The 23,706-nt window shown below is 58.6% G+C and carries 18 protein-coding genes and 2 tRNA genes; 1 reads left to right on the forward strand and 19 read right to left on the reverse strand.

Going from position 1 to position 23,706, the window contains the following annotated elements; all coding sequences use genetic code 11:
• Positions 1-97: 97 nt before the first annotated feature.
• From DW661_RS09060 to DW661_RS09135, 16 genes are all read right to left on the reverse strand, one after another.
• On the reverse strand, positions 98-313 hold the full coding sequence (locus tag DW661_RS09060; RefSeq protein WP_199584882.1) for a hypothetical protein: 216 nt from the start codon (positions 311-313) through the stop codon (positions 98-100).
• Between the two features lie 10 nt (positions 314-323).
• A complete protein-coding gene (locus tag DW661_RS09065) occupies positions 324-506 on the reverse strand; it encodes a hypothetical protein (RefSeq protein WP_117640028.1) in 183 nt (60 codons plus the stop codon).
• A 38-nt stretch (positions 507-544) separates the two neighbouring features.
• Positions 545-1,840, reverse strand: a complete 1,296-nt coding sequence (locus DW661_RS09070; RefSeq protein ID WP_118935389.1) for a M20 family metallopeptidase — start codon at positions 1,838-1,840, stop codon at positions 545-547.
• 116 nt (positions 1,841-1,956) lie between these two features.
• Complete coding sequence (locus tag DW661_RS09075; RefSeq protein ID WP_118935390.1) at positions 1,957-2,940, reverse strand: DMT family transporter; 984 nt, start codon at positions 2,938-2,940, stop codon at positions 1,957-1,959.
• Positions 2,941-3,140: 200 nt separating this feature from the next.
• Complete coding sequence (locus DW661_RS09080) at positions 3,141-5,330, reverse strand: YhgE/Pip domain-containing protein (RefSeq protein ID WP_118935391.1); 2,190 nt, start codon at positions 5,328-5,330, stop codon at positions 3,141-3,143.
• A complete protein-coding gene (locus DW661_RS09085; protein WP_233547488.1) occupies positions 5,331-8,096 on the reverse strand; it encodes a YhgE/Pip domain-containing protein in 2,766 nt (921 codons plus the stop codon).
• Positions 8,097-8,553: 457 nt separating this feature from the next.
• Positions 8,554-10,578 carry a molecular chaperone HtpG gene (gene htpG / locus DW661_RS09090; RefSeq protein WP_118935393.1) on the reverse strand — a complete coding sequence of 675 codons (2,025 nt, stop codon included), beginning with the start codon at positions 10,576-10,578 and terminating at the stop codon, positions 8,554-8,556.
• A gap of 202 nt (positions 10,579-10,780) precedes the next feature.
• Positions 10,781-11,281, reverse strand: a complete 501-nt coding sequence (locus DW661_RS09095; protein ID WP_117839799.1) for a GNAT family N-acetyltransferase — start codon at positions 11,279-11,281, stop codon at positions 10,781-10,783.
• A 39-nt stretch (positions 11,282-11,320) separates the two neighbouring features.
• Positions 11,321-11,971, reverse strand: coding sequence for a tyrosine-protein phosphatase (locus DW661_RS09100; protein WP_055250497.1), 651 nt, complete (start codon positions 11,969-11,971; stop codon positions 11,321-11,323).
• A 17-nt stretch (positions 11,972-11,988) separates the two neighbouring features.
• Positions 11,989-12,726, reverse strand: coding sequence for a CpsD/CapB family tyrosine-protein kinase (locus DW661_RS09105; RefSeq protein WP_117736214.1), 738 nt, complete (start codon positions 12,724-12,726; stop codon positions 11,989-11,991).
• Between the two features lie 2 nt (positions 12,727-12,728).
• Entirely contained in the window at positions 12,729-13,385 is a 657-nt protein-coding gene (locus tag DW661_RS09110) for a YveK family protein (protein WP_055250503.1), read from the reverse strand.
• A 195-nt stretch (positions 13,386-13,580) separates the two neighbouring features.
• Positions 13,581-15,005 (reverse strand): cell wall metabolism sensor histidine kinase WalK, encoded by a 1,425-nt coding sequence (locus DW661_RS09115; RefSeq protein ID WP_117839800.1) that lies wholly within the window; start codon positions 15,003-15,005, stop codon positions 13,581-13,583.
• A 3-nt stretch (positions 15,006-15,008) separates the two neighbouring features.
• The gene (locus DW661_RS09120) at positions 15,009-15,737 is read right to left on the reverse strand and encodes a response regulator transcription factor (protein ID WP_117770432.1); all 729 of its coding nucleotides are present in this window, start codon (positions 15,735-15,737) and stop codon (positions 15,009-15,011) included.
• Positions 15,738-15,801: 64 nt separating this feature from the next.
• On the reverse strand, positions 15,802-16,677 hold the full coding sequence (pstB, locus tag DW661_RS09125; RefSeq protein WP_199409003.1) for a phosphate ABC transporter ATP-binding protein PstB: 876 nt from the start codon (positions 16,675-16,677) through the stop codon (positions 15,802-15,804).
• A gap of 103 nt (positions 16,678-16,780) precedes the next feature.
• Entirely contained in the window at positions 16,781-18,019 is a 1,239-nt protein-coding gene (locus tag DW661_RS09130; RefSeq protein ID WP_118935394.1) for a sensor histidine kinase KdpD, read from the reverse strand.
• Positions 18,020-18,044: 25 nt separating this feature from the next.
• Entirely contained in the window at positions 18,045-18,740 is a 696-nt protein-coding gene (locus DW661_RS09135; RefSeq protein WP_118935395.1) for a response regulator transcription factor, read from the reverse strand.
• A gap of 197 nt (positions 18,741-18,937) precedes the next feature.
• On the opposite strand from DW661_RS09135, the gene DW661_RS09140 reads away from it, so the two are divergent.
• Positions 18,938-20,278 (forward strand): D-alanyl-D-alanine carboxypeptidase family protein, encoded by a 1,341-nt coding sequence (locus DW661_RS09140; RefSeq protein ID WP_158566556.1) that lies wholly within the window; start codon positions 18,938-18,940, stop codon positions 20,276-20,278.
• A gap of 320 nt (positions 20,279-20,598) precedes the next feature.
• Here the strand turns inward: DW661_RS09140 and DW661_RS09145 are convergent.
• The 3 genes from DW661_RS09145 to DW661_RS09155 all read right to left on the reverse strand — a co-directional run bounded on the left by DW661_RS09145 (position 20,599) and on the right by DW661_RS09155 (position 23,654).
• A tRNA-Ser gene (locus tag DW661_RS09145) sits at positions 20,599-20,689 on the reverse strand.
• Positions 20,690-20,783: 94 nt separating this feature from the next.
• On the reverse strand, positions 20,784-23,225 hold the full coding sequence (locus DW661_RS09150) for a lipopolysaccharide assembly protein LapB (protein WP_117640788.1): 2,442 nt from the start codon (positions 23,223-23,225) through the stop codon (positions 20,784-20,786).
• 352 nt (positions 23,226-23,577) lie between these two features.
• A tRNA-Arg gene (locus tag DW661_RS09155) sits at positions 23,578-23,654 on the reverse strand.
• Between the last annotated feature and the right edge of the window lie 52 nt (positions 23,655-23,706).

Genomic DNA, 23,706 nt, shown 5'->3' on the forward strand with positions numbered 1-23,706 from the left:
GTGGCCGCCCTGGAAACCGAATGATGGTACGAGCATCTATTCGGCCTCCAGGGCAGCCACGGATAGAACGGGGCAAATAGAAAAGAGCGACGGACGTCTACTCCCCCGCCACGCTCGCGCGCAGCTTGGCGGCGATGGGCTCGGATGCCAGCAGGAACACGAGCATGACAACGGAGCATGCCAGGCACACAATCCAGGTGCTCGCAAAGGAGCCCGTGGCATCGAACAGCACGCCCGAGACGATGGGGCCCCCGGTGCCGCCGACCATCTCGAGCGAGGTAATGGTGCCCGTGACCTTGCCGAGATCGGCCATGCCAAACTGCTTAGACGCAGCGATCGTGGGCGTTGGAGATGTTGTACTGCGCAAGAGAAATTCCCAAGTCGCTGACGATGAGCGGCTGGAACAGGCTCATGCAGTTGACGAAAATGGTGTAGCACGTGGCCATGATCACGAAGCCAGAGGCCACCACGAACCAGCCGGGGAAGAACTTACGCTGCTGGGACATACTGCTCCTTTTTAACGAACGAGTAGCAAGATTGGGTGCTACCGGTGGTCGGCGATGTAGCCCAAAGCGACGGCGGCATAAGCCGCGGCGCCGAGGGGAAGCTCGGCATCGTTAAAGCGCGCCTTGGGATGATGCTGGGCAAAATGCTCGTCCGTATCGGTCACGGCCGCGCCCACCGTAAAGTACGCACTTGGAATCTCGCTCGAGATAAGTGCGAAATCCTCGCTCGCCATGGCGTGGAATAGCGGCAGGAAGGCAGCCTTGGGCAGCACCGCGCCCACGTAGCCAAGCGAGGCCTGGGTCATATCGCTGTCGAGCACGAGCGGCGGAACGTCCGAAAGCGTCTCGATGGTTGCCAGCGTACGATATGTTGCGGCAACGCCGTTGACGACCTCCGCGATGCGGGTCTTAAGGTGAGCCATGAGCTCGACATCGAAGCCGCGCAACGTTCCCTCGAGCACGCAGGTGTCGGGGATGACGTTGGCCGCCAAACCGCCAGCGAACTTACCCACGGTAAGCGCGACCTCCTTGGCCGCCGGCACCTCGCGAGAGACAAGCTCCTGAAGCGCCAGGTGCACATGCACGCCGGCCGTGATGGGGTCGATGCAGATCTCGGGGCTCGAGCCATGGCCACCCTTGCCCTGCAGCGTGATGCGGAAACCGTACACGCCCGAGAGCGCCGGACTCCCATAGAGCACCAGGCCAAGCGGCGACTGGCTATTGACATGCATGGCAAAGGCGGCCTGGGAACGCGGGTTCTGTAGCAGACCGTCGGCGATGGCGGCGCGGGCACCCTCAAAGGTTTCCTCGCCCGGCTGGAACAGCAACTTAACTGTGGCGTTAGCGTCGACAAGCTCGGACTCGCGGGCCTTGAGCAAACGGGCCGCGCCGAGCAGCGCCGTCGCATGCATATCGTGGCCACAAGCGTGCATGCAGCCGTTGGTGGAAGCGAAAGGCTCGCCCGATTCCTCGACAACGGGCAGGGCATCCATGTCGCCGCGAAGCATGATGACCGTACCGGCCTGTTCGTCCGTGCAGACGCCATTGCCCTGGGCCGCGGCGGCACCGGCGCCGACAAGGCCCACAACACAGGAACCATCGACGAGCGTGGCAAATGGGATTTCCATCTCGGTCAGGCGCGCTTGAATATACGCAGAGGTCTGCGGGAGGCTATTACCCAGCTCGGGCATCTGGTGTAAATCGTGTCGCCACACAGCGAGCTCGTCTGCAAAAGCCTGAGCTTCTGCAACGAGACCGTCACCGATAGCGGCCTGCGCCGCTGCGGTGGCCTTGGGCGCTGATTGCGGTTGAAGATCGGACAGAGCTGGTGCCATAAATGCCCTCCAGTAACGTTTTGGCAGCAAGCACTTTGATAGCGTAAAGTGCAAGGTACAACTTTAAGGGCGACGCATAAAAAATGCCGCCCCGAGAGGGCGGCGCAACAAGTTGTTTACAATTGCGGGCGCGGCTTTTTGCGCAAAAAATCGAAGTGAGTCTCGCTCAAGATAATCGACAGGAAGATAAGCACGAAGCCGGCGAGCAGGCGCGAGGTGAGCGCCTCCCCCATCAGCAGCACCGAAAACAACACGCCCGAAGGCGACTCCATCGAAAGAAGCAGTGAGCCCGTCGAGGCGGGGACATGCGCCAAACCGACGTTTTGGACGAGCAGCGCCGCGCATGTGCAGCCCACCGAGAGGAAAACAGCCACACCGATAAACTCCGGCGTCCATGCAGAGAGGGGCGCCTGAGTCTCGAATAGCAGCGACGTGATTAAACTCAAAACGCCATTGCCCACAAACATCCAAAACGTGATGACGTTGATGTCCATCTTGCGACCGTACTTGGCAGTCACCGCCATCTGGATGGCGAAGAAGATCGCGCCGCCCAAGGTAATAACATCGCCGGCATTGAACTCGACGCTATCGAGCGCTACCAGGCCAATACCCGCCAGGCACAACAACGCTGCACCCAGGTTATACCGGGTAAGCTTTTCACCGCTCAGGACATAGCTTGCAAACGGCACAAGGATGCAATACGTGCCGGTCAAAAAAGCGCTCTTGCCCGCCGTGGTCTGTGCCAGGCCGATCGTCTGCAAACCGTAGGCACCCCACATGAGCGCGCCCATGCCAAGCCCGACGATCAGGTTGCGGGCATTGAAATGAGCGATGATGCGCTTATGGAAAATTGCAAACATAACCAGTGATGCCGGGAGAAAGCGAACATAGACCAGCTCGAACACCGGGATGGTGTCGAGCGCGTCCTTCATAGTGGTAAAGGAGTAGCCCCAGATAATCGCCACCGAAAGCAGTAGAACTTTCCAGAACAACGGCGAACGAGCACCGGCACCACGGGAGGTGCCGCCCGCACCCAGGTCCTCGCGAGCAACAGGGCTATCGGGCATGTTTTCAATTTCGTTGGTAGCGTATTGGGCCATGGAACATCCTCACACTCAAACTGGGCGTGGTGTCCGCACGCGTATGGCTGCGTGCCGCCTCATGGTCAAATAAAAACGGGACGCGCCGGACCCCCGGCACGCCCCGCTACTGTAGCAACAATCAAGCAGCCCATGCAATTCACTCAACTAAAGCGTCAGCAAAGTGAACCTCGATGTTTTGTCAATGTCACACTGTTGCACTAAATAAGCTTCGTGCTTTCAAGCTTTTCGATGATCCAGTCGTTGGCTTTGATGACCGGGCGGCGGAAGACGACGCCCAGGGCCAGCGACGGAATCAGGTAACTCGCCAAGATACCCAACTCAATCCAGTACTCCATATGGTAGGCGCCAGCCATGGCGGCATGCATGGCGTTGATGCCGTGAGTAAACGGCAGGAACGGATAGATCGCCTGGAACACGGGGCCGGTCATCTCGATGGGGAACGTGCCGCCCGAACCGCCGACCTGCATGACCAACAGCACGACAGCGAGCGCCTTGCCGATATCGCCAAACGAAACCGTAAGCGTGTAGACGATATTGGAGAACACGAGACTCGCGACCCAGCCCGCCAGCACAAACTGCAGCGGGTTGTCGCACTGAATGCCAAAGAACAGAATGTCGCCCGCGCACACGAGCGTTGCCTGCAGCAGGGCCAAACCGCCAAAGAACAGGTAACGGCCCAGATAGATCTCGTGCAGGCGTACGGGGATGAGCTCGTTGATGAGCTCGTCGTCGACCGAGACCTTCATCATGGCCGCCAGTACGATCGAGCCGACCCAGAGCGACAGAATCGTATAGAACGGCGCCATGGCCGAACCGTAGTTGCGGATCGGATAGACCGGCTTGCGGTCGAGCGCAACGGGGCCGGAAAGCGACACGGCCAGGCCCTCGGGGTCGTTGCCAATCATCGTCTTGATCGTCGCCAGGTCACCCGACATCAGGGCGCCGTCGAGCTCGTCCTTGAACGCGCTGATCTTGTCCGACGCCTCGCCCAGCTGATCGGAAGCCTTGTTGACCAGCTTTGCGGCCTTGGAGAGACCCTTTGCCAGCGAACCGGATGCGTCGGTCAGGCCGGCAACAGCGCTATCCAGGTCGCCCGAGATGCCGTCGAGCGAATCCAGAACGCCCGAAATAGTTTTCTTGAGCTCCTTGGCCTTGACCGAGAACGTGGAATCGTAGTCGGACTTAGCGCCCGAGATGCCCGCCTTGGCATCGGCGATGGCCTGGTCGACCTCGGCACGCGTGCTGTTGACCTCTGCCATGCTGTCGGAAAGGGACTTTGCGGTTGCCCTCAGGTCGTTGGCATTGTTACGATACTCCGTCGCGATCCTGCCCAGCGATGTAGCCACAGACTTGAGGCTGTCCTGGAGCTTTTCGTCACTCACCTGATCGGCAAAGCTGCGGAGCTGGTCGGCCGTGTCGTCGATTTCCTTGGCACGCGATTCGAGTGCCGACGCGGCTTCGTTGAGCTGGGTCACCGTAACGTTGACATGCTGGTTTGCGGCGTCGAAAGCCTTCGCGAGCTCGGCGGACACGTTGTCAAACGAGCCCGCACTTCCGTCAATCGCGGCGTTGATGGCGTCGTTGGCGGCCTTGAGTGCTTCCTTGGAATCACTAATGCCGCTCTCGGCGTGCTCCATCAACTGCTTGGTAGATTCATCGACCTTACCCGTCTGCTGGAGCATACCGCTCGCCGACGTCAACGAATCGGAGGTCGAACTCAAAATGCCCGCCAGCGAAGTCGCGTTGGCTTGAACGTCCTGCAGGTCCTCGACCGAATCGCCCAGTGTCGAGGACAGGTTGGCGATAAAGCTGCTGACCTGATCGGTGCTCATGTAATCGAGCAGGCTGGACACGGTCTTAAGGCCGATGGTCGTGATGGTCTTGGTAAAGGTCTCATTCACCTGGCTCTGAACGGCGCTCGAACCCTTTTCGGTCACGATCTGGGCGATGGCGTTAGCCTTCTGGTTTTCGTAGAACTCGATGTCGGCGTGCTTCACGTTGGTCGAGAAAAGCGTCATCATGTCGGCGCTAAACGTCTTGGGGATAACGACGGCGGCATAGTATGTGCCCGACTTAACGCCCTCAATCGCCTTATCGCGGTCGTTGAGGACAACCCAGTCAAAGTTCTCGTTACCGCGCAGGGTCGCCGTCACGTTTTCGCCCACGTTGATCTCGACGGGAATCAGGTCGCTCTCGTAGCCCTCATCGGTGTTGACCACTGCAATCTTAAGGTTGCCGGTATTGCCGTACGGATCCCAGCTGCCGGCGATGTTAAACCACGCGTACAGGCACGGCACGATAATGAGGCCCATCACGACGACCATGCCGATCACGGAGCGAGACACGTTTTGGACATCACGCTTAAACAGGTGCAGGATGTTCTTCATTTATGCCTCACCTCCTTTAGAGTGCTTGCCAAGCGGGGTGGTATCTCCATCATTTGTAGCTGTGCTGTCGCTGCCCTGAGATTTACGATGCGCACCAATATGCGGCAGACGGCTCGTGGGCTGTTCGCTGTCCTTGGTGCCCCGCTCGCTGGCGTTGAGACCAAACATGCGACGGGCGGCAGGGATGGCAGCCGTGTGCTCGCGCATCTCGCGGCGCAAGTCCTCGTCCGAAAGCGCCGAGATGCGCATCTGGGTGTTGAGGCTTGCACGGATGTACTCGATGTTGATGAGCCAGCCGCAGATGGCAATGACCGAGATAATCCAGATAACGAGCAGGATGATCTTGCCGTTATTGTCGATATCGAGCACCGTCGAAAGCACAAAGAGCAGAACCTGCACGCCTACCACGGCGGCAAAACCGCCCTTGATGTAGTACGGGTAGCGATGCTCAAACGCCACGGCATGATCGAGCAGCTCGCGACGGTACGAATCCGAATCGAGCATGACGCGCATGGCCGTACGCAGCGAATAACGTTGGCGCGGCAGGTCGTTGGACTCGCAGATCATGAGACCCGTCGTGGAAAGCTGCTTATCAAAGAGCAGATTGAGGTTGAGCAGCAACGGGCGCAGCTGCAGACCGATAAAGAGCGCGATGATAAGGAACACGCCCAGGATGCACAGGTTGAACAGGTAGTTGAACGAATACATGCCACCGACGGTCTCGCGCAGCAGGTTGATGCCATAGGTGAAGGGCAGCAGCGGATGCAGCCATTGGAAGAAGCCGGGCATCATCTCGATGGGATACATGCCCGACGAGCCGGGGATCTGCACAATGACGAGGATGACGCCAATGGCTTTACCGATATGCTTAAAGGTGGTGGACAGCGCATAGATGATATTGACGTAGGTGAACGAGATAGCGATGCCGCCCAGCACAAAGAGCAGCGGATTGACGCACTGAACGCCAATGACTAGGTCGCCTACCGTAACGATGATGGCCTGGAACGCGCCCAGGATCACCAGGAGCAGCCAGCGGCCAAAGTAGCCCTGACGCGCCGTAAAGCTACCGATGCCCTCGCGGTCGACCTCGAGTTTGTAGATAGCGATGAGCACATAGCCGCCTACCCACAGCGCCAGATTGGTGTAGAAGGGCGCGATGCCCGAGCCAAAGCTCTTGACCGGATAGATTGACTTGGATGTCAGCTCAACCGGAGATGCCATGAAATCTGCCACGTCATTGACGTCGACGTCCATAAGGTCGGCTAACTCGCCCATAGACTCAGAGGTCTGCAACGCCGCAATGTCATTGGCGGCGGTCGCGAGCTTGTCCTGAACCTTGGCAAGGGAGGCGTCGGTTTGGGACAGCGTGGTCTTTGCCTGCTTGAGCGTGGCGTCGAGCTGCGCCAGCGTGCCGCGCGCGCTCGCTATCGTGGGGGTCATACCCGATACAATGCCGGTCAAATCGCCCGAAACGGCGGCAAAGGAGTCAAGCGCGCTCGAAGCCTTCGGCAGTGCGTTCTGTCCCAAATCGGTCTGAGCCTGACCGAGGTTAGCCGTACCGGTCTGAATTGCCGCGTTGAGTGCGTTGCTCGCGTTCGAGATTGCCGTAGCTTCGTTTGCCATGGCGCTCGACTGCGCAGAGAGGCCATCCTTGATGCTCTGCAGCTTCTGGTTTTGCTCGCGAAGCGAATTGATGGTCGATGCGATGAGCGCGTCGGCGTCCGCCGACCCCGTCGACGTATCGTTAGCGAGAATCTGCAGGCGCTCGATGACAGCGCTGTTGTGGTCAATCGTCGCTTGGAGAGACTCGAGCGAGTTGTCGATGCGGGTGGTCGTAGATGTGACCGCGCCCGTCAGCTTGCCAATCGCAGCGTTCGCGGAGGCTGACGTCTTGGTGAGTGCAAGGCTGCCTCCCGAGAGCGCCTTGGAGAGCGAGGTGATGGAGTTACCCGCCGTGGCGCGAGCCTCGCCCAGCAGGTCGTTGCCCTGGGAGATCGCCTGCGTCAGCGACGGCGCCTGACCCTGCAGACCGGCAAGTGCCGCATCGGCCGAAGCAATCGAGCTGCTTGTCTTGTCGATGGCGGTGTTCATGTCGCCGATGGAATCACGTACTTCGCCCAGGGTATCAGACGCCTCGGACACCGAGCCCGCCAGCGAATCCTGGGTCTGGGTTGCCTTGTCTTTAAGGTCAATGCCAGCATCTTTGGCAATGCCCGCGACGGTCTCGCCCACCGTGGAGACAAACTCAGAGTTGATCTGCTCCTCGATGGTGTTGGCACCGGTATCGGTGACCTTGGGCGCAATGGCGCTCTTTTTCTCGTTGACGTAATAGGTGAGCTTCGGCTGATGGTAATTGCCATCGAGCATCGAGACGAGATTGTCGGAGAAGTTCTTGGGAATCACGATGGCAGCATAGTATTCGCCACTTTCGACGCCCTCTTTGGCATCTGCCGCCGAGTCGACGAAGGTCCAGCCCAGCTGGTCGTTCTCCTTGAGTTGGTCGACCACCTTATCGCCCGCGTTGAGCTCGCCCACCAAGTCGTTTTGGGTGCCTTGATCGTTGTTGGCGATGGCGATTTTAATGCCCTGGGAATTTCCGTACGGATCCCAGTTGGCAACGATGTTGTACCAGGCATACAGCGAGGGAATGACGCACACGCCCAGGGTAACCACCAGGGCGACGGGGTTCACGATCAATCGCTTGATGTCGCGTTTAAAGATTGCAAAGGAGACCTTTGCGTTGGATAGTTTGCTGCCGAGACTCACGCTTGGACCATCCATCCTGTCGTTGAATCAAATCGTACTATCAAAAACCATTGTACGTAGGCGCTTTAGCGTCTCAGCGCACAATGGTATCGAGTTTTGCGGGTAGCAATATACTACGAAGACGAATTAACGTACAGTTGTACAGTATCTTTAATTTTAGCAGGTCACAAAACCACAACCCGCACAAATCAGCAATCCGAATAGTCCTCGGGGACGTTCTTGAATGACCAGTCGTTTAAGAGCGTCCCCAATGACTACTTTGGACCACGAAGGCGCCGCAGGTTGAGCATAAGTCAGCGAAAACGCCCCTAAGCGAGCAAGGTGACGTGAAAGAGGAGGGAAGCGTACTTCGGTACGCGACCGACGATTGAACGTCAGATTGCCGCTTAGGGGCGTTTGCAGCGTCGACCGGTCTGCCGTTCGTTAGAACGGCGGAACCAAAGGCGTAACTACTTAACTACATCAAGTTGCAAACAGCCGCCGCGAAGGCAACGGGGTCCTCGGGGAGGATGCCCTCGACCAGCAGGGCCTGATCGTAGAGCAGACCAGAGTACTGCTTGATCTTGTCGGCGTCGCCTGCCTTCTGGGCAGCGACAAGCTTGTCAAAGACCGGGTGCTTGGCGTTGAGCTCGAGCACGCGTTGGCTCTTGGGCATGCCGTCGGGCGCGCCCTCGGGTCCCTTCTGGAGCACCTTCTCCATCTCGAGCGAAAGTGGGCCCTCGGTGGTGATACAAGCGGGGGCATCGGTCAGGCGCGCGGAGACGGCGACTTTCTCGACCTTGTCACCGAGCGCCTCCTTCATAGCGCTAAAGAGGTCCTCGTTCTCCTTGGTGGCGTCCTCGGCCTCCTTCTTCTCGTCCTCGGTCGCCAGGTCAAGATCACCGGTCGCAACGTTCTTGAGCTCTAGATGACGATCCTCGACCTCGGGCTCGGCACCGTCGGCCACAGCCTTCTCGGCAGCCTCGCGGGCAGCATCGTCCTCGTAGATCTTGGGCATATCGGCGGCAACGTACTCACGCATAGCCTGGAACGTGAACTCATCCACATCCTGCGTCAGCAGCAGCACGTCATAGCCGCGGTCGAGCACGCCCTTTACCACGGGCATCTTGGCCAAGCGCTCACGCGAGTCGCCGGCGGCGTAGTAGATGGCCTTCTGATCCTCAGGCATGCCCTTGGCATACTCGGCCAGGGTAATCATCTTCTGTTCCTTGGCAGACCAGAACAGCAACAGGTCGGCGAGCTCATCGGCCTTCATGCCATAGCTCGAGTAGATGCCGTACTTAAGACCGCGGCCAAAGTTCTCAAAGAACTTCTCGTAGGCCTCGCGGTCGTTGTCGCGCATATCCTCAAGATCGGCGGTAATCTTCTTCTCCACGCGCTTGGCGATGGCCTTGAGCTGACGGTTCTGCTGCAGCGTCTCACGCGAGATGTTGAGCGACACGTCGGCAGAATCCACGACGCCGCGGACAAAGTTGTAGTAGTCGGGCAGCAGGTCGTCGCACTTCTCCATAATCAGCACGTTGGAGCTGTAGAGCGCCAGGCCCTTCTCGTAGTCCTTGCTGTACAGATCGAACGGGGCGCGGCCCGGCACAAACAGCAGCGCATCGTACTCAAGCGTACCCTCGGCATGGAAGCTGATAGTGCGCGCGGGATCGTCAAAGTCGTGGAACGTGGACTTGTAGAACTCGTTGTAATCCTTCTGCTCAACGTCGGAGCTGCGCTTTTTCCAGATCGGCGTCATGGAGTTGATGGTCTCGAGCTCCTGGTAGTCCTCGTACTCGGGCTTGTAGTCGTCGCCGGCGTCCTCGGGCTTGGGTTTCTGGCGGCTCTTGCTCACCATCATCTGAATCGGGTAGCGCACATAGTTGCTGTACTGCTGAATCAGGCTCTTGAGGCCCCACTCGGTCAGGAAGCGATCGTAGGTCTCGGCCTCGCCGTCGGCGTCGAGCTTCTCGTTCTCGCGCAGCGTCAGGATGACATCGGTGCCGTGCTCGGCGCGCTCGCCGTCTTCGATGGTGTAACCCTCAAGACCATCAGACTCCCACACGTGAGCGGTGTCCTCGCCATAAGCGCGGCTGACGACCTTTACGTGGCTGGCGACCATAAAGGCGGAGTAGAAGCCCACGCCAAACTGGCCGATGATGTCGACATCGGAGCCCTGTTGCTCGGCGTTCTCGGTCTTAAACTCCTCGGAGCCGGAATGGGCGATGGTGCCCAGATTGCGCTCGAGCTCCTCGGCGGTCATGCCAATGCCGTTATCCGAGATGGTAATGGTGCGGGCGTCTTTATCAAAAGAGACGCGAATAGCCAGGTCGCCCTGGTCGAGTTTGACACTCGGGTCCTGCAGGCTCTTAAAGTTGAGCTTGTCGACGGCGTCGCTCGCATTAGAGATAAGCTCGCGCAGGAAGATTTCCTTATTGGTGTAGATGGAGTTGATCATGAGGTCGAGCAGTTTTTTGCTCTCGGTCTTAAATTGACGCATGTGCAGTCCTTTCGCGCTACCCCCGTCCGCAAAAACGGCCCGGTTGCCCGAGCCGCATCGCAGACCTGCTATGTCCAGACTTAGATTTTATAACCCATTAGCGCGCATATATACATACGGAATCGAAAAACTGTATGTCCAAACGCTCTGATACGCCAATTGCCAAGGAGTGTCCCCGACTGCCGGCAGGAAAGGAACGTCCCTATCTGCCATCTACGCGCTTGGCCATCCAAGCATGGGGCTGGCCCTCGTCTTCGTAGTCCACCGGGGCAATCTGCGTGTAGCCCGCCTTGGCATAGAGCGGCAGCACGTATTCCTGCGCATGCAGCTTAATGAGCTTGGCGCCGGCATCACGCGCGCGCGTATCACTGGCCTCGACAATCTTGCTCGCCAGACCGCGACGGCGCATGCTCGGCAGCACAGCCACGCGCCCCATAATGTAGGTCTCCCCCGCCGCGACGCCTTCGTCCAAGTCGCACGCCGGCGACACCGGAGCCTCCGCGTCAGCCGCACGCTCAAGCTCTTCGGGAAACACGCGCGAGCAACCGGCAAGCTCGCCGTCTACATAGAGCGTCACATGAATGCAGTTCGGATCCTCGTCGATAGCGTCAAACTCGTTCTCGTAGCCCTGCTCGTCCATAAAAACGACGCGGCGCACCAACGCCGCGTCATCAAAGCATCCCGTCTTAAGTTGGATATCCATGGCTGCCCTTTCATTCAATGCGAACGTTAGGGACAGATTTTAGCGAAAATGAGCTCCGCGCACGCTAAACTTCGCGCGAGCCTTCGCCAGGCAGTCGTAATGACCCACGTTATGGGCATCGCTCGCGATGAAGCTGTACAGGTTCTGATCGAACAGGCGCTGTGCCGGCTTTTTCTCGCGACCAAAGCGACCGCCGGCAATAAAGTCCGCCGAAGCCTGCAGCTTGCAGCCCATATCGACCAGGCGCTCCGCCACGCTTACATCCTTTTGAACCGCACGATAGCGCTCAGGATGAGCGATGATCACCTGGTAGCCACGGCACTGCAAATCGTAAATCGTGTTCTCGTACTCTCTAAACGCATACGCATCGGCATGCGTCGAAAGCTCGAGCAGAAACTCGTTGGTCCCATCGAAATGCAAGTGATCCGCGGCATCGATACCAAGCTCAACGAGCTTTCGATGGTTGACCTCGAAGCCCATCTGGAGCGGAAAACCGTCAGCGTTATCGCGCAGCAGCTCAAAGGCATCCCACATCTTGTCGTAATCAAAATAGGGATCACGGCAGTGAGGAGTGCAAACGATTCTGGTTACACCGGCCCGCTTGGCAGCCTCGAGCATCGCCAAGCTCTCTTCGAGATCGGCGGCGCCGTCGTCTACACCCGGCAAGATATGGCAATGAATGTCACGCATAGGTCAGCCTTAATCAACTAAACGTTTGCTCGGTTGGTGAAGATGCCCTTTTTGGAAGTGCCCTGATCGTCGGAGCCCTTCTTAACCTTCTTACCGTCCTTGGTGTAGTAAGAATAGTAGTACTCGCTGGTCTCGGTCTCACAGTAATTCATGACGGTACCGATGAGCTTGACCTTCTCGGACTTCTTAAGCTGGGCGATAGCGTTGAGCGCCTCTTCGCGCTTGGTAAAGTCCTCGCGCACCACGAACAGCGCGCCGTCGGTCAGGCTGGCAATCTCGGCAGCATCGATGAAGGTGCCGACCGGAGGAGCATCGAAGATGACGTACTGGAACTTAGCAGACAGTGCCTTGACCAGCTTGGCAAAGCGATGGGAGACGATGATGTCGGCAGGATTGGGAATATGCGGCTCGGCATCGAGGAAGTAGAAATTCTTCTGACCTGTCTCGACAATCGCCTGGTCGATAGAAACCTGCTCGGACAGGACTGCATAGAGTCCGCCGCGGGAGCGGACGCCGAGCATATCGGCAAGGGACCTGCGACGCATATCAGCCTCGACCAGCAGGACACTCTTGCCGCTCGTGGCGATTGCCTGAGCAAGATTAATGGAAACCGTAGACTTGCCCTCGTTGGGAATCGAGGAGGTAACGGTGATGGTGCGAATGGGGTCGTCCACGCTCGCAAAGCGGATGTTGGCCAGAAGGGTCTTGGCGGCATTCTGCACAACGAGCTTATCGGTGTTCTTTGCCTTAGCCATGCCTATTTACCACCTTTCATAGCCGGAATTCGGCCAACAACGGGAATACCCAGGAGCTCTTCTGCCTCTTCGGCACCGCGGATGCGGGTATTGAGCATGTCTGCCAAAACGACATAGGCAACTGCGATAAAGATACCGGCGAGGAACGCGACGGCAATATACAGCGTGCGCTTGGGGCCGCTGGGGGCTTCGGGGGTCTTAGCCTCGTCGATAACGTTGATGCTCTGGGCAGCGCCGACGTTCTGAGCGACCGTACTCACCGAGCTGGCAATGGCCTTTGCGACCTCAGCCGTCTCCTTGGCATCGGTGCCGGTAACCGAAAGCGTAATGACACGCGTGGTGGTCTCGGAGGAAACAGACACCTTGTAGTCATCCAAATCGGTGAGGCCCAGTTCTTTGGCGGCGCCGCTCTTAACGCTATCGCTATCCAGCAGCGTGGCGATATCGTTGGAAAGCATCTGGCTCGCCGAGAGATCGTTGTAGCTCATCTGACCGCTATCGTCGGTCTTGGCGAGAATGTACATGCTCGTCGTCGCGGTATAGGTGTTGTCCATCGCAACGAAGGACACGATGCCCATGGCGATCGCGCAGACCACCGGAAGGGTGATGACCAGCTTGAGGTGCTTCTTCAGCAGCTGGAACAGTTCGAGAAGGGTCATGCAGCTTGCCTTTCATTTCCCCAGTTCGGATTGACAAAACTGTCCGTATGTTATCGCATCTTTTTACCGAGACCAAACTCTATACATAAGAAACAGGCTCTCCTGTAAAAATGTCGGAAGCAATCGTAAAATTGCACAACAACGCCGCACCCGAAAGTCAAATGCGGCGTCTACATCATTATCTATGTTGTATCGCTATGCGAATGGCTCGTCCTGCTGTATGGGAAACGCCACCGTAATGGTGGTTCCCACGCCCAACTCGCTCGATAGATCGAGCGTGGCGTGATGATACAGGGCCGCATGCTTGACAATGGCAAGCCCCAGGCCGGTTCCGCCGCGTGCCTTGGACCTACTCTTGTCCACGCGATAGAACCGCTCAAATACCTTGCCCTGTTCTTCAGGCGCGATACCGATTCCCGTGTCGGCGACAGCGAGGAACGGATGGCCTTTGTCGTTGGTGCCGCACTGCAGCGTAACCGTACCGCCGGGCCGATTGTAGCGGATGGCGTTGCTTGCCAGATTATAGATGAGCTCGTCGACCAAGCGCGACACGCCTTCGATGACCACAGGCTTGGTCTCATGACTTATCGTCACATTCACCTGACGGGCGACCTGTTCAAGACGCTGCTCAACCGCGTAGATCGCACGCGAGAGCTCAATAGGCTCCGTGGACCCAATGGGCACTGCCTCGCCTTCAGTTGCACGTTCGGCCTCGTCCAAGTTAGACAGCGTAAGGATGTCGTTGACAAGCGCTGCCAAGCGGCCCGCCTCACGATAGATGCGACCGCCAAAGTTGCGCAGGTCGTCCTCGCCCTCGACCATGCCATTTGCGATGAGCTCGGCATAGCCCGAAATCGCCGTAAGCGGCGTCTTGAGCTCATGGGTGATATTCGCCGTGAACTCGCGGCGCATACGGTCGTTGTCCGCTAGCACCGCCATTTGGCGCTTGAGTTCCTGGCGCTGCGACTCGATGCGCTCAAGCATGGGGACCATCTCGGCATAGGCGTGCTCATAGCTACGGCGTGGGTGATCCAAATCCACCTCTTGCAACGGCGCGATGATGGCACGGGACTCACGGCGCGCCATAAAAAACGAGAGTACTGCACCCGCTGCTGCGATAAGCAGCATCGGCGCCAGCATCGACAGCAAAATCGCCGCAACGCCAGGCTGGGCCTGCGCCAAGCGAACGACCTGGCCGTTATCAAGGGTGACGGCGCGATACAGCATAATCTCGTCGAGTGTAGAGCTTGCGCGCTCCGCGGAACCCGAACCACTCTCAAAGGCCTCGATGACCTCGGGGCGATCGCCATGGTTGGGCAGTGTGGAAGGCGACGCCTCGTTGTCGTAGGCAACAGATCCGTCCTTATTGATCAGCGTGATACGAAGATCCTCGCGATCGAGGCTTCGCAAGAACGGGATGGGCTCCTGCTGCTCGTCGAGGGCGGCAGCAATGAGCTCGGTTTCCTGCGCCAGATTGGCACTCGTGGCATCCGCCAAAGTGTTTTGCACAAAGAACGCACCCAGCACCGTAAACGCCACGATAACCGCCATGGCGCAGACAAAGATCGTCACAAAAACGCGGTGCGACAGCGTATGTTTTCCCTGGGGGGCGAAGACCACGGGTTACTCCTCCGATGCGGTGGCCGCGGTGTCGTCGCCTTCGGCACCATCACCGGCAGAAGGCTCGGCCAGGCGATAACCCACGCCGCGCACGGTCTCGATGGCGCTGGCATGCTCGCCCAGTTTTTGGCGAAGCGTCTGCACGTGCACGTCAACGGTGCGCGAACCGCCGTCGAAGTCCCAGCCCCACACGCTCTGCAGCAACGACTCTCGGGTAAAGACCACGCCGGGCTTGCGCATGAGGTACTCGAGCAGGTCGAACTCGCGCAGGGTGAGCTTAAGCGGCTCGCCGGCAACGGTCACCTCGCGATGGCTGGGCGAAAGCACGATGTCGCCCACGCTGAGCACATCGCTCGCCTGCTTGACCATGCCACCGCGACGCAGCAGTGCGCGGCAGCGGCTCGCAAGCTCCATGAGCGAAAACGGCTTAGTCAGGTAATCGTCGGCACCGCCATCGAGCGCCATCACCTTGTCGAGTTCGGTGTCCTTGGCGGTAAGCATCATGATGGGCACCGTCGCCGTCAGGCGATCGGCACGCAGGCGGCGCATAATCGCCAAGCCATCGGTGTCGGGCAGCATGATATCGAGCAGCACAGCATCGGGCACCCGTCGCGCCACGGCAGCTTTAAACTCGCCATCACACGAAAAGCCCTCGGCCTCGATTCCCTGCTTGTGCAGCGCGTAGACTGTCAAATCCCTGATGTTGTCATCGTCCTCGACGTAATAGATCATGTTGAACCCCTTTGCGGCCGATATGACCGCATCTTAACCCTAAAAGCACCTGTAAAAGACAGCGTCAGCCAAAACGCCCCGTCAAATAATCCGCCGTGCGCGGATCGGACGGATTTTTGAAGAGTTGCGCGGTAGGCGCGTGCTCCACCAGCTCACCCAGCAAAAAGAACGCAACCGAATCGGAAATACGCGCGGCCTGCTGCATGTTGTGCGTCACGACCACCAGCGTGCAGGTTTCCTTGAGCTCGCAGGCAAGCTGCTCCACCACGAGCGTCGACACGGGGTCGAGCGCCGAGGTCGGCTCGTCCATCAGCAGAATGTCGGGCTGCACGGCAAGTGCGCGGGCGATGCACAGGCGCTGCTGCTGTCCACCCGAAAGACCCAGGCCCGACTCTTTGAGCTTGTCCTTGACCTCGTCCCACAGGGCAGCGCGACGCAGGGAGTCCTCGACCAGCTCATCGAGCACGGCGCGGTCGCGCACACCCATACCGCGAGGACCGTAGGCGACGTTGTCGTAGATGCTCATGGGAAATGGGTTGGGGCGTTGGAACACCATGCCCACGCGCTGGCGCAAACGGCAGATGTCGCAATCGCCCAGGATATCTTGACCATCGAGCGCAATCTTGCCCTCGATGCGGCAATCCTTGATGCCGTCGTTCATGCGGTTAAAGCAGCGCAGCAACGTGGACTTTCCGCAGCCCGAAGGCCCGATGAACGAGGTGATCTGCTTGTCGCGGATCTTGATATTCACGTCCTTGAGCGCATGGTGGTCGCCATAGAACAGGTCGATGCCCTCGACGTCGATGCGCGTCGGCGAGGCGGCAAGATCCTCTGCCGTGGGGCGAGTCGCATCCCCAACCTCGCGCTCATGCGCGGCCTCGGCCTGCGCTTCCATGAGTTCTTCAAGCTCCGTGGGCTCCACAGCCGCAGCAGCCGTCATACCGCACACCTCCATATCGATATCAATTCAGCAGTATCGATAGTAGGAATCGCGGCTCATACGCACGTGAGCACATTGTCAAGTGTTTGTAAGGGCACGCTAGCTATGCGGCGGGCAGCTCGATGGTGAATATCGTGTGTTCGGGCGTCGATTCGCATGCAACGGTACCGCCGTGTGCCGCGATGATCTCCTTGGCAATAGCAAGGCCCAAACCGGCACCACCGCGATTGGTCGCACGCGCCGCATCCAGGCGATAGAACTTCTCAAAGATTACCTTGAGCTTAGCCGCAGGGATAGGATCGCCCTGATTGATAAAGCGCACGCGCACGCCACCATCGTCTTGGCGCCTGGCCTCAATCGTGATAGTCGAGCCCTCGTAGCTATAGGCGACGGCGTTTTTCATGATGTTGTTGAACACGCGGGCCATCTTGTCGCCATCCACGAGCACCGTCAGGTCCTCGCGAATATCAACTTGGGCTTCCTTATGCTGCTCGTTGAGGATGGGATAGAACTCGTCAGCCACCTGAGCCAGCAGCAACCCCAGATCAACATAGCCGCGCGTGAGCACGATATCGTGGAAGTCAAAGCGCGTGATATCGAAGAACTCCTCGATGAGCGCATCGAGCCGGTGCGCCTTGTCGAGCGCCACGCCCGTAAAACGCGTGCGCTGCTCAAGCGGCAAATCGGGGGCCTCCTGCAAGAGCGAAAGGTAGCCCACCACACTGGCAAGCGGGGTGCGTAGGTCATGTGCCAAGTACGTGACCAAATCGTCCTTGCGATGCGACTCGTCACGCAGAGCTTGCTGCACCTTGCGCTCACGGTCACGCACGCGGTTAAGGGCGCCCTCGACCTCCAAGAAGTCGCCGTCGATGTTATCCCAGGTGTCGGGGTGATCGATCAGGCGATCTTGAATACGAGCGGCCAGCACACAATCGGCATGCTGCTCGCCCTGCTCGTAGCCATGGTAGTACAGGGCGCGGCCGCAAAAGAACAGCACGCACACGGCAAGCGCCAGCACAAAGCCAAGCATGTTGAATACAAAGCCGGCATCGAACAACACCGGCCCTTCGATGCCGCCGAGCGCCATGGCGCCAATCGCCAACGTCATGGCCCACGCGGCACCGCCAATCACCACGCAACGGCGCACGATTTCGAATCGATCGATCAGCAAAAAGCCGACAAGCAGCACCGCTAAGACTCCGGCGATGTTGTCGATGCCAATCAGCAGCAGGCTCAGCAAAAAGAGCAGCACCGTCGCAAGCGCGCGGTTGTCGACGACTGCCCGTACGTATTCAAAGAGTCGATCGGGCACCTCGAATGCCTGCCTATCGTCTTTTGTCATATCCACTTCCCCACCATCAAAGGCGCTATTCGATTATGTAGCCGACACCCCAGACGTTTTTGATAAAGCGCGGCTTTTGAGCGTCGTCGCCAATCTTTTCGCGCAGGTGGCGAATGTGCACCATCACCGTATTGTTGGAGCCGGGCATAAAATCCTCGTTCCACACCGCGCGGAACAGATCCTCCACGGCTACCACGCTGCCGCGATGCTCAACCAGATACAGCAAGATGGAATACTCGATGGGCGTGAGGCGTACCGGTGCACCGTCCACCGTTACGGAACGAGCATCGCGGTTGATCTCCAGGCCGTCGAGCTGGATGGTCGGCGACTCGGCCGCCTGCGAGCGGCTACCGTAGCTGGTGTAGCGGCGAAGCTGAGCGTGCACGCGCGCGATGAGCTCCAGCGGACGGAACGGCTTAACCACGTAATCGTCCGCGCCAAGCGAGAGCCCCTCGATCTTATCCTGCTGGGCATCGCGTGCCGTCAACATAATAACGGGGTAGGTATGGCTAGCGCGGATGGTGCGTAGCAGCTCAAAGCCGTCGATATCAGGCAGCATGACATCCAGCAGCGCCAGATCAAACTCCTGCTCCAGAATCGCCTTGGCCGCATCAGCCCCGCTGTAGGCAATCTGGACATCAAAGCCCTCTTTTGTAAGGTAGATACCAACCAAGTCGGCGATGACCTTCTCGTCATCAACTACCAAAATGCGCTCGTTCATGCGTGCTCCTCTCGCGCTCCATTATGCCCGAGGCGACGCACGCCACACACAACAAGCGTGGGTGATTAAGTCGGCCTTAAGCACCCTTGTGCCCGTTCGGGCGCGGATGTGGGCCACGCACGCACGCGATGATCGCCGACGCCGGCAAACGATATACTCTAGTTCCAGAAGAGACCATCCCGTCGAAAGCGAAATCCGTGAAGTCCCTCACCTCTTTTGCAAAGCGCTCAGCCCAGCTTGCCGCCGGCTTTGTCTGCGCTATCGCCCTTGCCGCTGGCGTGCCCACCGTCGCCGGCGCCCAAGTACTCACGACCGACAATGTTTGCGGCAAAACCGCCGATGCGCGCGGCATCACGGCCGAAAACCTGCCCGATATCGATGCGACCAATGCCCTCGTCATGGGCAAAGACGGCACCGTCTACTATGCCCGCGGCGCCGATGAGCAGGTCAAGATTGCCTCGATCACCAAGGTCATGACCGCAATCCTAACCGTCGAGAATTGCAAGATGGACGAGAAGGCCACGGTGAGCAACGCCGCAGCCACCGTGGGCAATTCAACAGCCGGCCTACTCGAAGGCGACGAGCTCACCGTGAAGCAGGCACTGCGCGGCCTGATGATTCCCTCGGGCAACGACGCCGCCATCGTGCTCGCCGAATATGTGGGCAAGAAGATCGACCCTAAGACCAAAGACGCCGAGGCAACATTTGTGAAAGCCATGAACGAGCGCGCTAAGAAGCTCGGTTGCACCGGCACGCTTTTTGAAAACCCGCATGGTCTGGACTTTGATGAGTGGGCTGGCGATATGCACTCAACCGCACACGACGTAGCGCTGATGATGCAGGAGGCCATGAAAAACGACACGATCCGCGAGGTCGTAGCGAGCGAAGATTCCTGGATCGAGGTCACGGGCGCCGACGGCACCGACCATTCGCATTCCATGGACACGCATAACTATTTGCTAGGCCAAGATGGCAACATCGGTGGCAAGACCGGCACCACCGATGATGCAGGCTATTGCTTTACGGGTGCCTACAACCGCGATGGCGACGAGATCTACACCGTCGTTTTGAACTCCACCACCACCGACCAGCGCTTTACCGATACCGCAACCCTTGCCAATTGGTACTACGGTCACAAGGTGACGGTCGCAATCGCCAACACGCAGGAAAAGACCGCCAACGGCAACCCACTTATGGCGCGCATTGGCCAAACCGACTGGACGGATAAGACGATCGACGCCACGCTCGCCGATCCTACGGCGCAAGCGACCGTGTTTTCCCTTGCCGGCGAGGTGACCGAAAAGGTTAGCTACGACGATCTTTCGGGCACGGTGCATGTGGGCGACAAGGTGGGCAGCGTTACGCTCAAGCAGGATGGCACCAAGATCGCCGTCATGGACCTGGTTGCCGACGAGGAAGGCGCAGGGCCGAATCCCATTGAGTGGCTACTCGTGAAGCTCGATCGCTTGGGCCGCCGCATCGACAACCGCCCGCTCACGACAGAAAGCGAGACCGTCGCCAAGGCGCCCGAGGTGTAGTGCGCAAGAATAATAAGCCCACTGAAGGGAGGCGTCCGAAAGGATGCCTCTTTTTTTGAGGTTCGAATCCCCAGCCGCCATTCTTGATAATAAAAAGGGCCCCAAATGGGACCCTTCTTCAAATTCGTACTGGCGGAGAGCTGGGGATGTCCGGGCATGCTGCGCATGCCCTCCGGCTTCAAAGCCTGGCGGCTTTTCGCCCACGGGCTACAAACGCTTTCGCGTTTGCTTAACGCCCGTGCCCTCTCGGGTTCGAATCCCCAGCCGCCATTCTTGATAATAAAAAGGGCCCCAAATGGGACCCTTCTTCAAATTCGTACTGGCGGAGAGCTGGGGATTCGAACCCCAGATGCCCTTTTGGGGCATACTCGCTTAGCAGGCGAGCACCTTCGGCCTCTCGGTCAGCTCTCCGTAACAGCCGTTCTATAGTAACCAAACAGTCGAAGTTGGGCAAGAGGGAATTTTCTAATTGCCCGGCGGCCTTTCCTCCTTGCAGTTTTCGCCCCTACCCCAGCGAGCGGTTGAGGGAGCCGAGCTCGTCGTTGCCCATGGTACGCCACATTTGGAAGATGCAACCGCGCGCCAGGAAAAAGAAGCCGTTATCGACCAGCTGCACGGCGGCATCCGCAAGCTGGTTGGCCACCGCGGGCACGGGCGGCAATTCGAGTCCAGCCCTGCGGATGGTCTCGACCGCTTCCTCGAACGTCGGAGGCTCGCTGACACCCATCTCGTTCATAAGGCCCTGCATTTCTTCCAGCGCGCTGCTGCCCGACTCCTCGCCGCGCGGCACCAGACGGTAACAAGCCAGCGCCAGGTCGAGCTGATCGCAATTCCAATAGGCAAACGCCAAGCGATAGAACAGGTAGCCGATTGCAGAACGATCGCTGGCAATACGTAGGCCGTGGCGCGCCACCTCGATAATCTCGTCAAAGCGCTCCAGACGCGCGAGCACGTTGATGAGCGCAAAGTGCGACTGCATGGACGAGCGCGCCAGATCGTAAAGATGGCGCACCTCGGGCAGTGCTCGTTCAAAGTCCTCTTGCTCGGCGTAAAAACTGCAGATCTCGTGCTGGGCAAAGTACAGCGCATCGGGCGCACGAAGGATTCGCACAGAGCGGTCTTCTTCCAACACCGGTAGCACCATGCGCACCAGCTGGTTATCGCAAAACTGCGTTTGAACCGGACCTGTCGCCAAAAGCTCGGCGACGGCGCACTTAGCCTCCAACTCCTCGACAAGACGGGAAAAGCCTTCAAAAGCACCTGTACGGTCGACTTTTGCCTGCTCGCGCAATTCAACAACACGGGCCACGTATGGGTCGTCGTCCTCTTCCATGACCTCCAACTCGTCAGCCGTATCGGCAAGCAGCAGATCGCGCAGCGCCGGCGGCAGCGTGCGATGGTCATCACGCGGACGAGCATGAACCTCCGCAGGCTCAATCGTCTCCGGAGCGGTTGACTCATACGCCTCAAGTACACGCTTGCACGGCATATCGTCCATGTCCATGCTCTCAAGATCCTTGACGACAGGCACGCAATCGGCCAGATAGGCCGCGCGCCCAAAGAAATACGTTGCGACAACGCGCTCGCCCTGCTCACTGCCGGGAGCAGCAATCTGCACATAGCAGCGCGTGATGCAGGTGCCCGCGGCAAAACACGCTGCTGCAAGCGTGAGTGCCACGCGCGCATCGTGCTCCGCGGCCCAGATCGCACGCGCGTCCTCGTCCAACTCGCGCCAGGCGTCATCTTGAGCGTCGTATTCACGTTGCGGCATGGCATCAACGACAGACTGCCCAAACCGAACGAGCATGATCCCCTCGGCAACGTTTGCCCGATAGGTATAGTCGAGCCGCGTGACCACGTTAAGTGCCTCGACAATACGCGCGAAGCGGGTACGCACATCCCACTCACCGCCCGGCTGGCAAGCCACCGTACCCGGTTTGCCCCACGGGTTATCGCTCGAGGCCGTATCGAGCAGTCGGGGAACATCGTTGGTCGTCTTGGCGATATGCCACGCATCAAAGAGCGCGCAGCCCTCAAGGCTCGGCGAGGATGCCGCAGGGACCAATCCGGCCCCGATGTGCTCAAGGATGCCGGAGAGACGGTTAAGACGGCACTCGATGGCAAGCAGCATGTCAATCTCGTCCTGGTCCAGCAGGCTGCGATCAAAATTGAGATAGAAAAGCTTTGAGCGATCGATGCGAGCCAGGCTCATCTCGGACTTAGCGGCGATGGTGCGCAAGCGGGGCAAGTCAATTTCACTCATAAGGGCGGCGGCATAGCGCTCGATACCGCTCGGATTCTCGGCATGGTCAACGCGGTAGAGCAGCGTCTCGATAGCGTCAGGGAGCGGTGCCGTGTTAAAGCCCAAAAACACCTCGACCGGCTCGGGCAACTTTACGAGCTTGATCTTGTCGACAACGTTTTGCATACCCTCGTCGAGTCCGTCGGCGTCCGCCGTGCTCGCAATGGTATTTTCGGAGTCAGCGAATATCACGTAGCGCAGGAACATCGATGCCATGAACTCACCGTAAGGAAGGGAGCGGGTCGAATTCCATGTCTCGTGATCGGACTGTTCGCGCATGGGGCCTTCGGGAGAGCCGACGGTTCGCGCGCACGCGCGCATCGTGCCGTTTGCTCCCCTCACCATAATCTCACCAATACCGGAGTCCGACTCGTCAAGGACCAGTTCCATGTCGGGATCGTTGGGCAGCGGAGCCTCGCTAACGGGGCGGTCCACCTTGTACACCTCACCCGAAACGCTTACGTAGCCCAAAAGCGACACATGGCTTTTGCCAACGAATTCGACGACATAACAAGATTCATGCTGATCCTCGCCAAAGAGTTTCCAGACCACGCCATATGAGCGTCCCGCAGGCTGCTCGGACATCGCCGGAAAGCGCTTCTTGGGATCGAGAAACCTGAGCTTGTATGTCGGACGCTCTGCCACGAAATATCACCCTAATCGGTCGCTTGAGAAGGAGCGGTCGCGAATAAGTCGCGACATCTACTCGGAATCTTACACGAGTCGACAGGAAATCGTCCCTTTGGACGAAAGCACTCAAGCTGGCGTAAAAGAAAAGCCCCCGTTGCCGGGAGCTTTAATCTCAAATGGTGCGGCGTATAGGATTCCGCGCATCCGCTGCGCGGATCCGCACCGGCTTCGCCCGCCTGCCGGCGTGCTCGCCCGCGGGCTAAAAACGCTCCGCGTTTTCTTTACGCCCGCGCCTCGACCGAGGTTCGAATCCATGCGGTGTTTACGTAAAAGAAAAGCCCCCGTTGCCGGGAGCTTTAATCTCAAATGGTGCGGCGTATAGGATTCGAACCTATGACGTTCTGATTCGTAGTCAGACCCTCTATCCAGCTGAGGTAACGCCGCGACTTGTTGATTATTATGCACAGGGACTGAATAATGGTCAAGCATTTTTTCA

The organism is Collinsella sp. AM24-1, assembly GCF_003470325.1.
GTDB lineage: Bacteria > Actinomycetota > Coriobacteriia > Coriobacteriales > Coriobacteriaceae > Collinsella.

Coding starts and splice junctions, on each gene's coding strand:
- DW661_RS09110 (WP_055250503.1), bottom strand. CDS start 13,385: ATGACCCTTCTCGAACTGTTCCAGCTGCTGAAGAAGCACCTCAAGCTG.
- DW661_RS09080 (WP_118935391.1), bottom strand. CDS start 5,330: ATGAAGAACATCCTGCACCTGTTTAAGCGTGATGTCCAAAACGTGTCT.
- DW661_RS09105 (WP_117736214.1), bottom strand. CDS start 12,726: ATGGCTAAGGCAAAGAACACCGATAAGCTCGTTGTGCAGAATGCCGCC.
- pstB (WP_199409003.1), bottom strand. CDS start 16,677: ATGACGGCTGCTGCGGCTGTGGAGCCCACGGAGCTTGAAGAACTCATG.
- DW661_RS09095 (WP_117839799.1), bottom strand. CDS start 11,281: ATGGATATCCAACTTAAGACGGGATGCTTTGATGACGCGGCGTTGGTG.
- htpG (WP_118935393.1), bottom strand. CDS start 10,578: ATGCGTCAATTTAAGACCGAGAGCAAAAAACTGCTCGACCTCATGATC.
- DW661_RS09120 (WP_117770432.1), bottom strand. CDS start 15,737: ATGATCTATTACGTCGAGGACGATGACAACATCAGGGATTTGACAGTC.
- DW661_RS09060 (WP_199584882.1), bottom strand. CDS start 313: ATGGCCGATCTCGGCAAGGTCACGGGCACCATTACCTCGCTCGAGATG.
- DW661_RS09135 (WP_118935395.1), bottom strand. CDS start 18,740: ATGAACGAGCGCATTTTGGTAGTTGATGACGAGAAGGTCATCGCCGAC.
- DW661_RS09070 (WP_118935389.1), bottom strand. CDS start 1,840: ATGGCACCAGCTCTGTCCGATCTTCAACCGCAATCAGCGCCCAAGGCC.
- DW661_RS09100 (WP_055250497.1), bottom strand. CDS start 11,971: ATGCGTGACATTCATTGCCATATCTTGCCGGGTGTAGACGACGGCGCC.
- DW661_RS09065 (WP_117640028.1), bottom strand. CDS start 506: ATGTCCCAGCAGCGTAAGTTCTTCCCCGGCTGGTTCGTGGTGGCCTCT.
- DW661_RS09075 (WP_118935390.1), bottom strand. CDS start 2,940: ATGGCCCAATACGCTACCAACGAAATTGAAAACATGCCCGATAGCCCT.
- DW661_RS09130 (WP_118935394.1), bottom strand. CDS start 18,019: ATGACAAAAGACGATAGGCAGGCATTCGAGGTGCCCGATCGACTCTTT.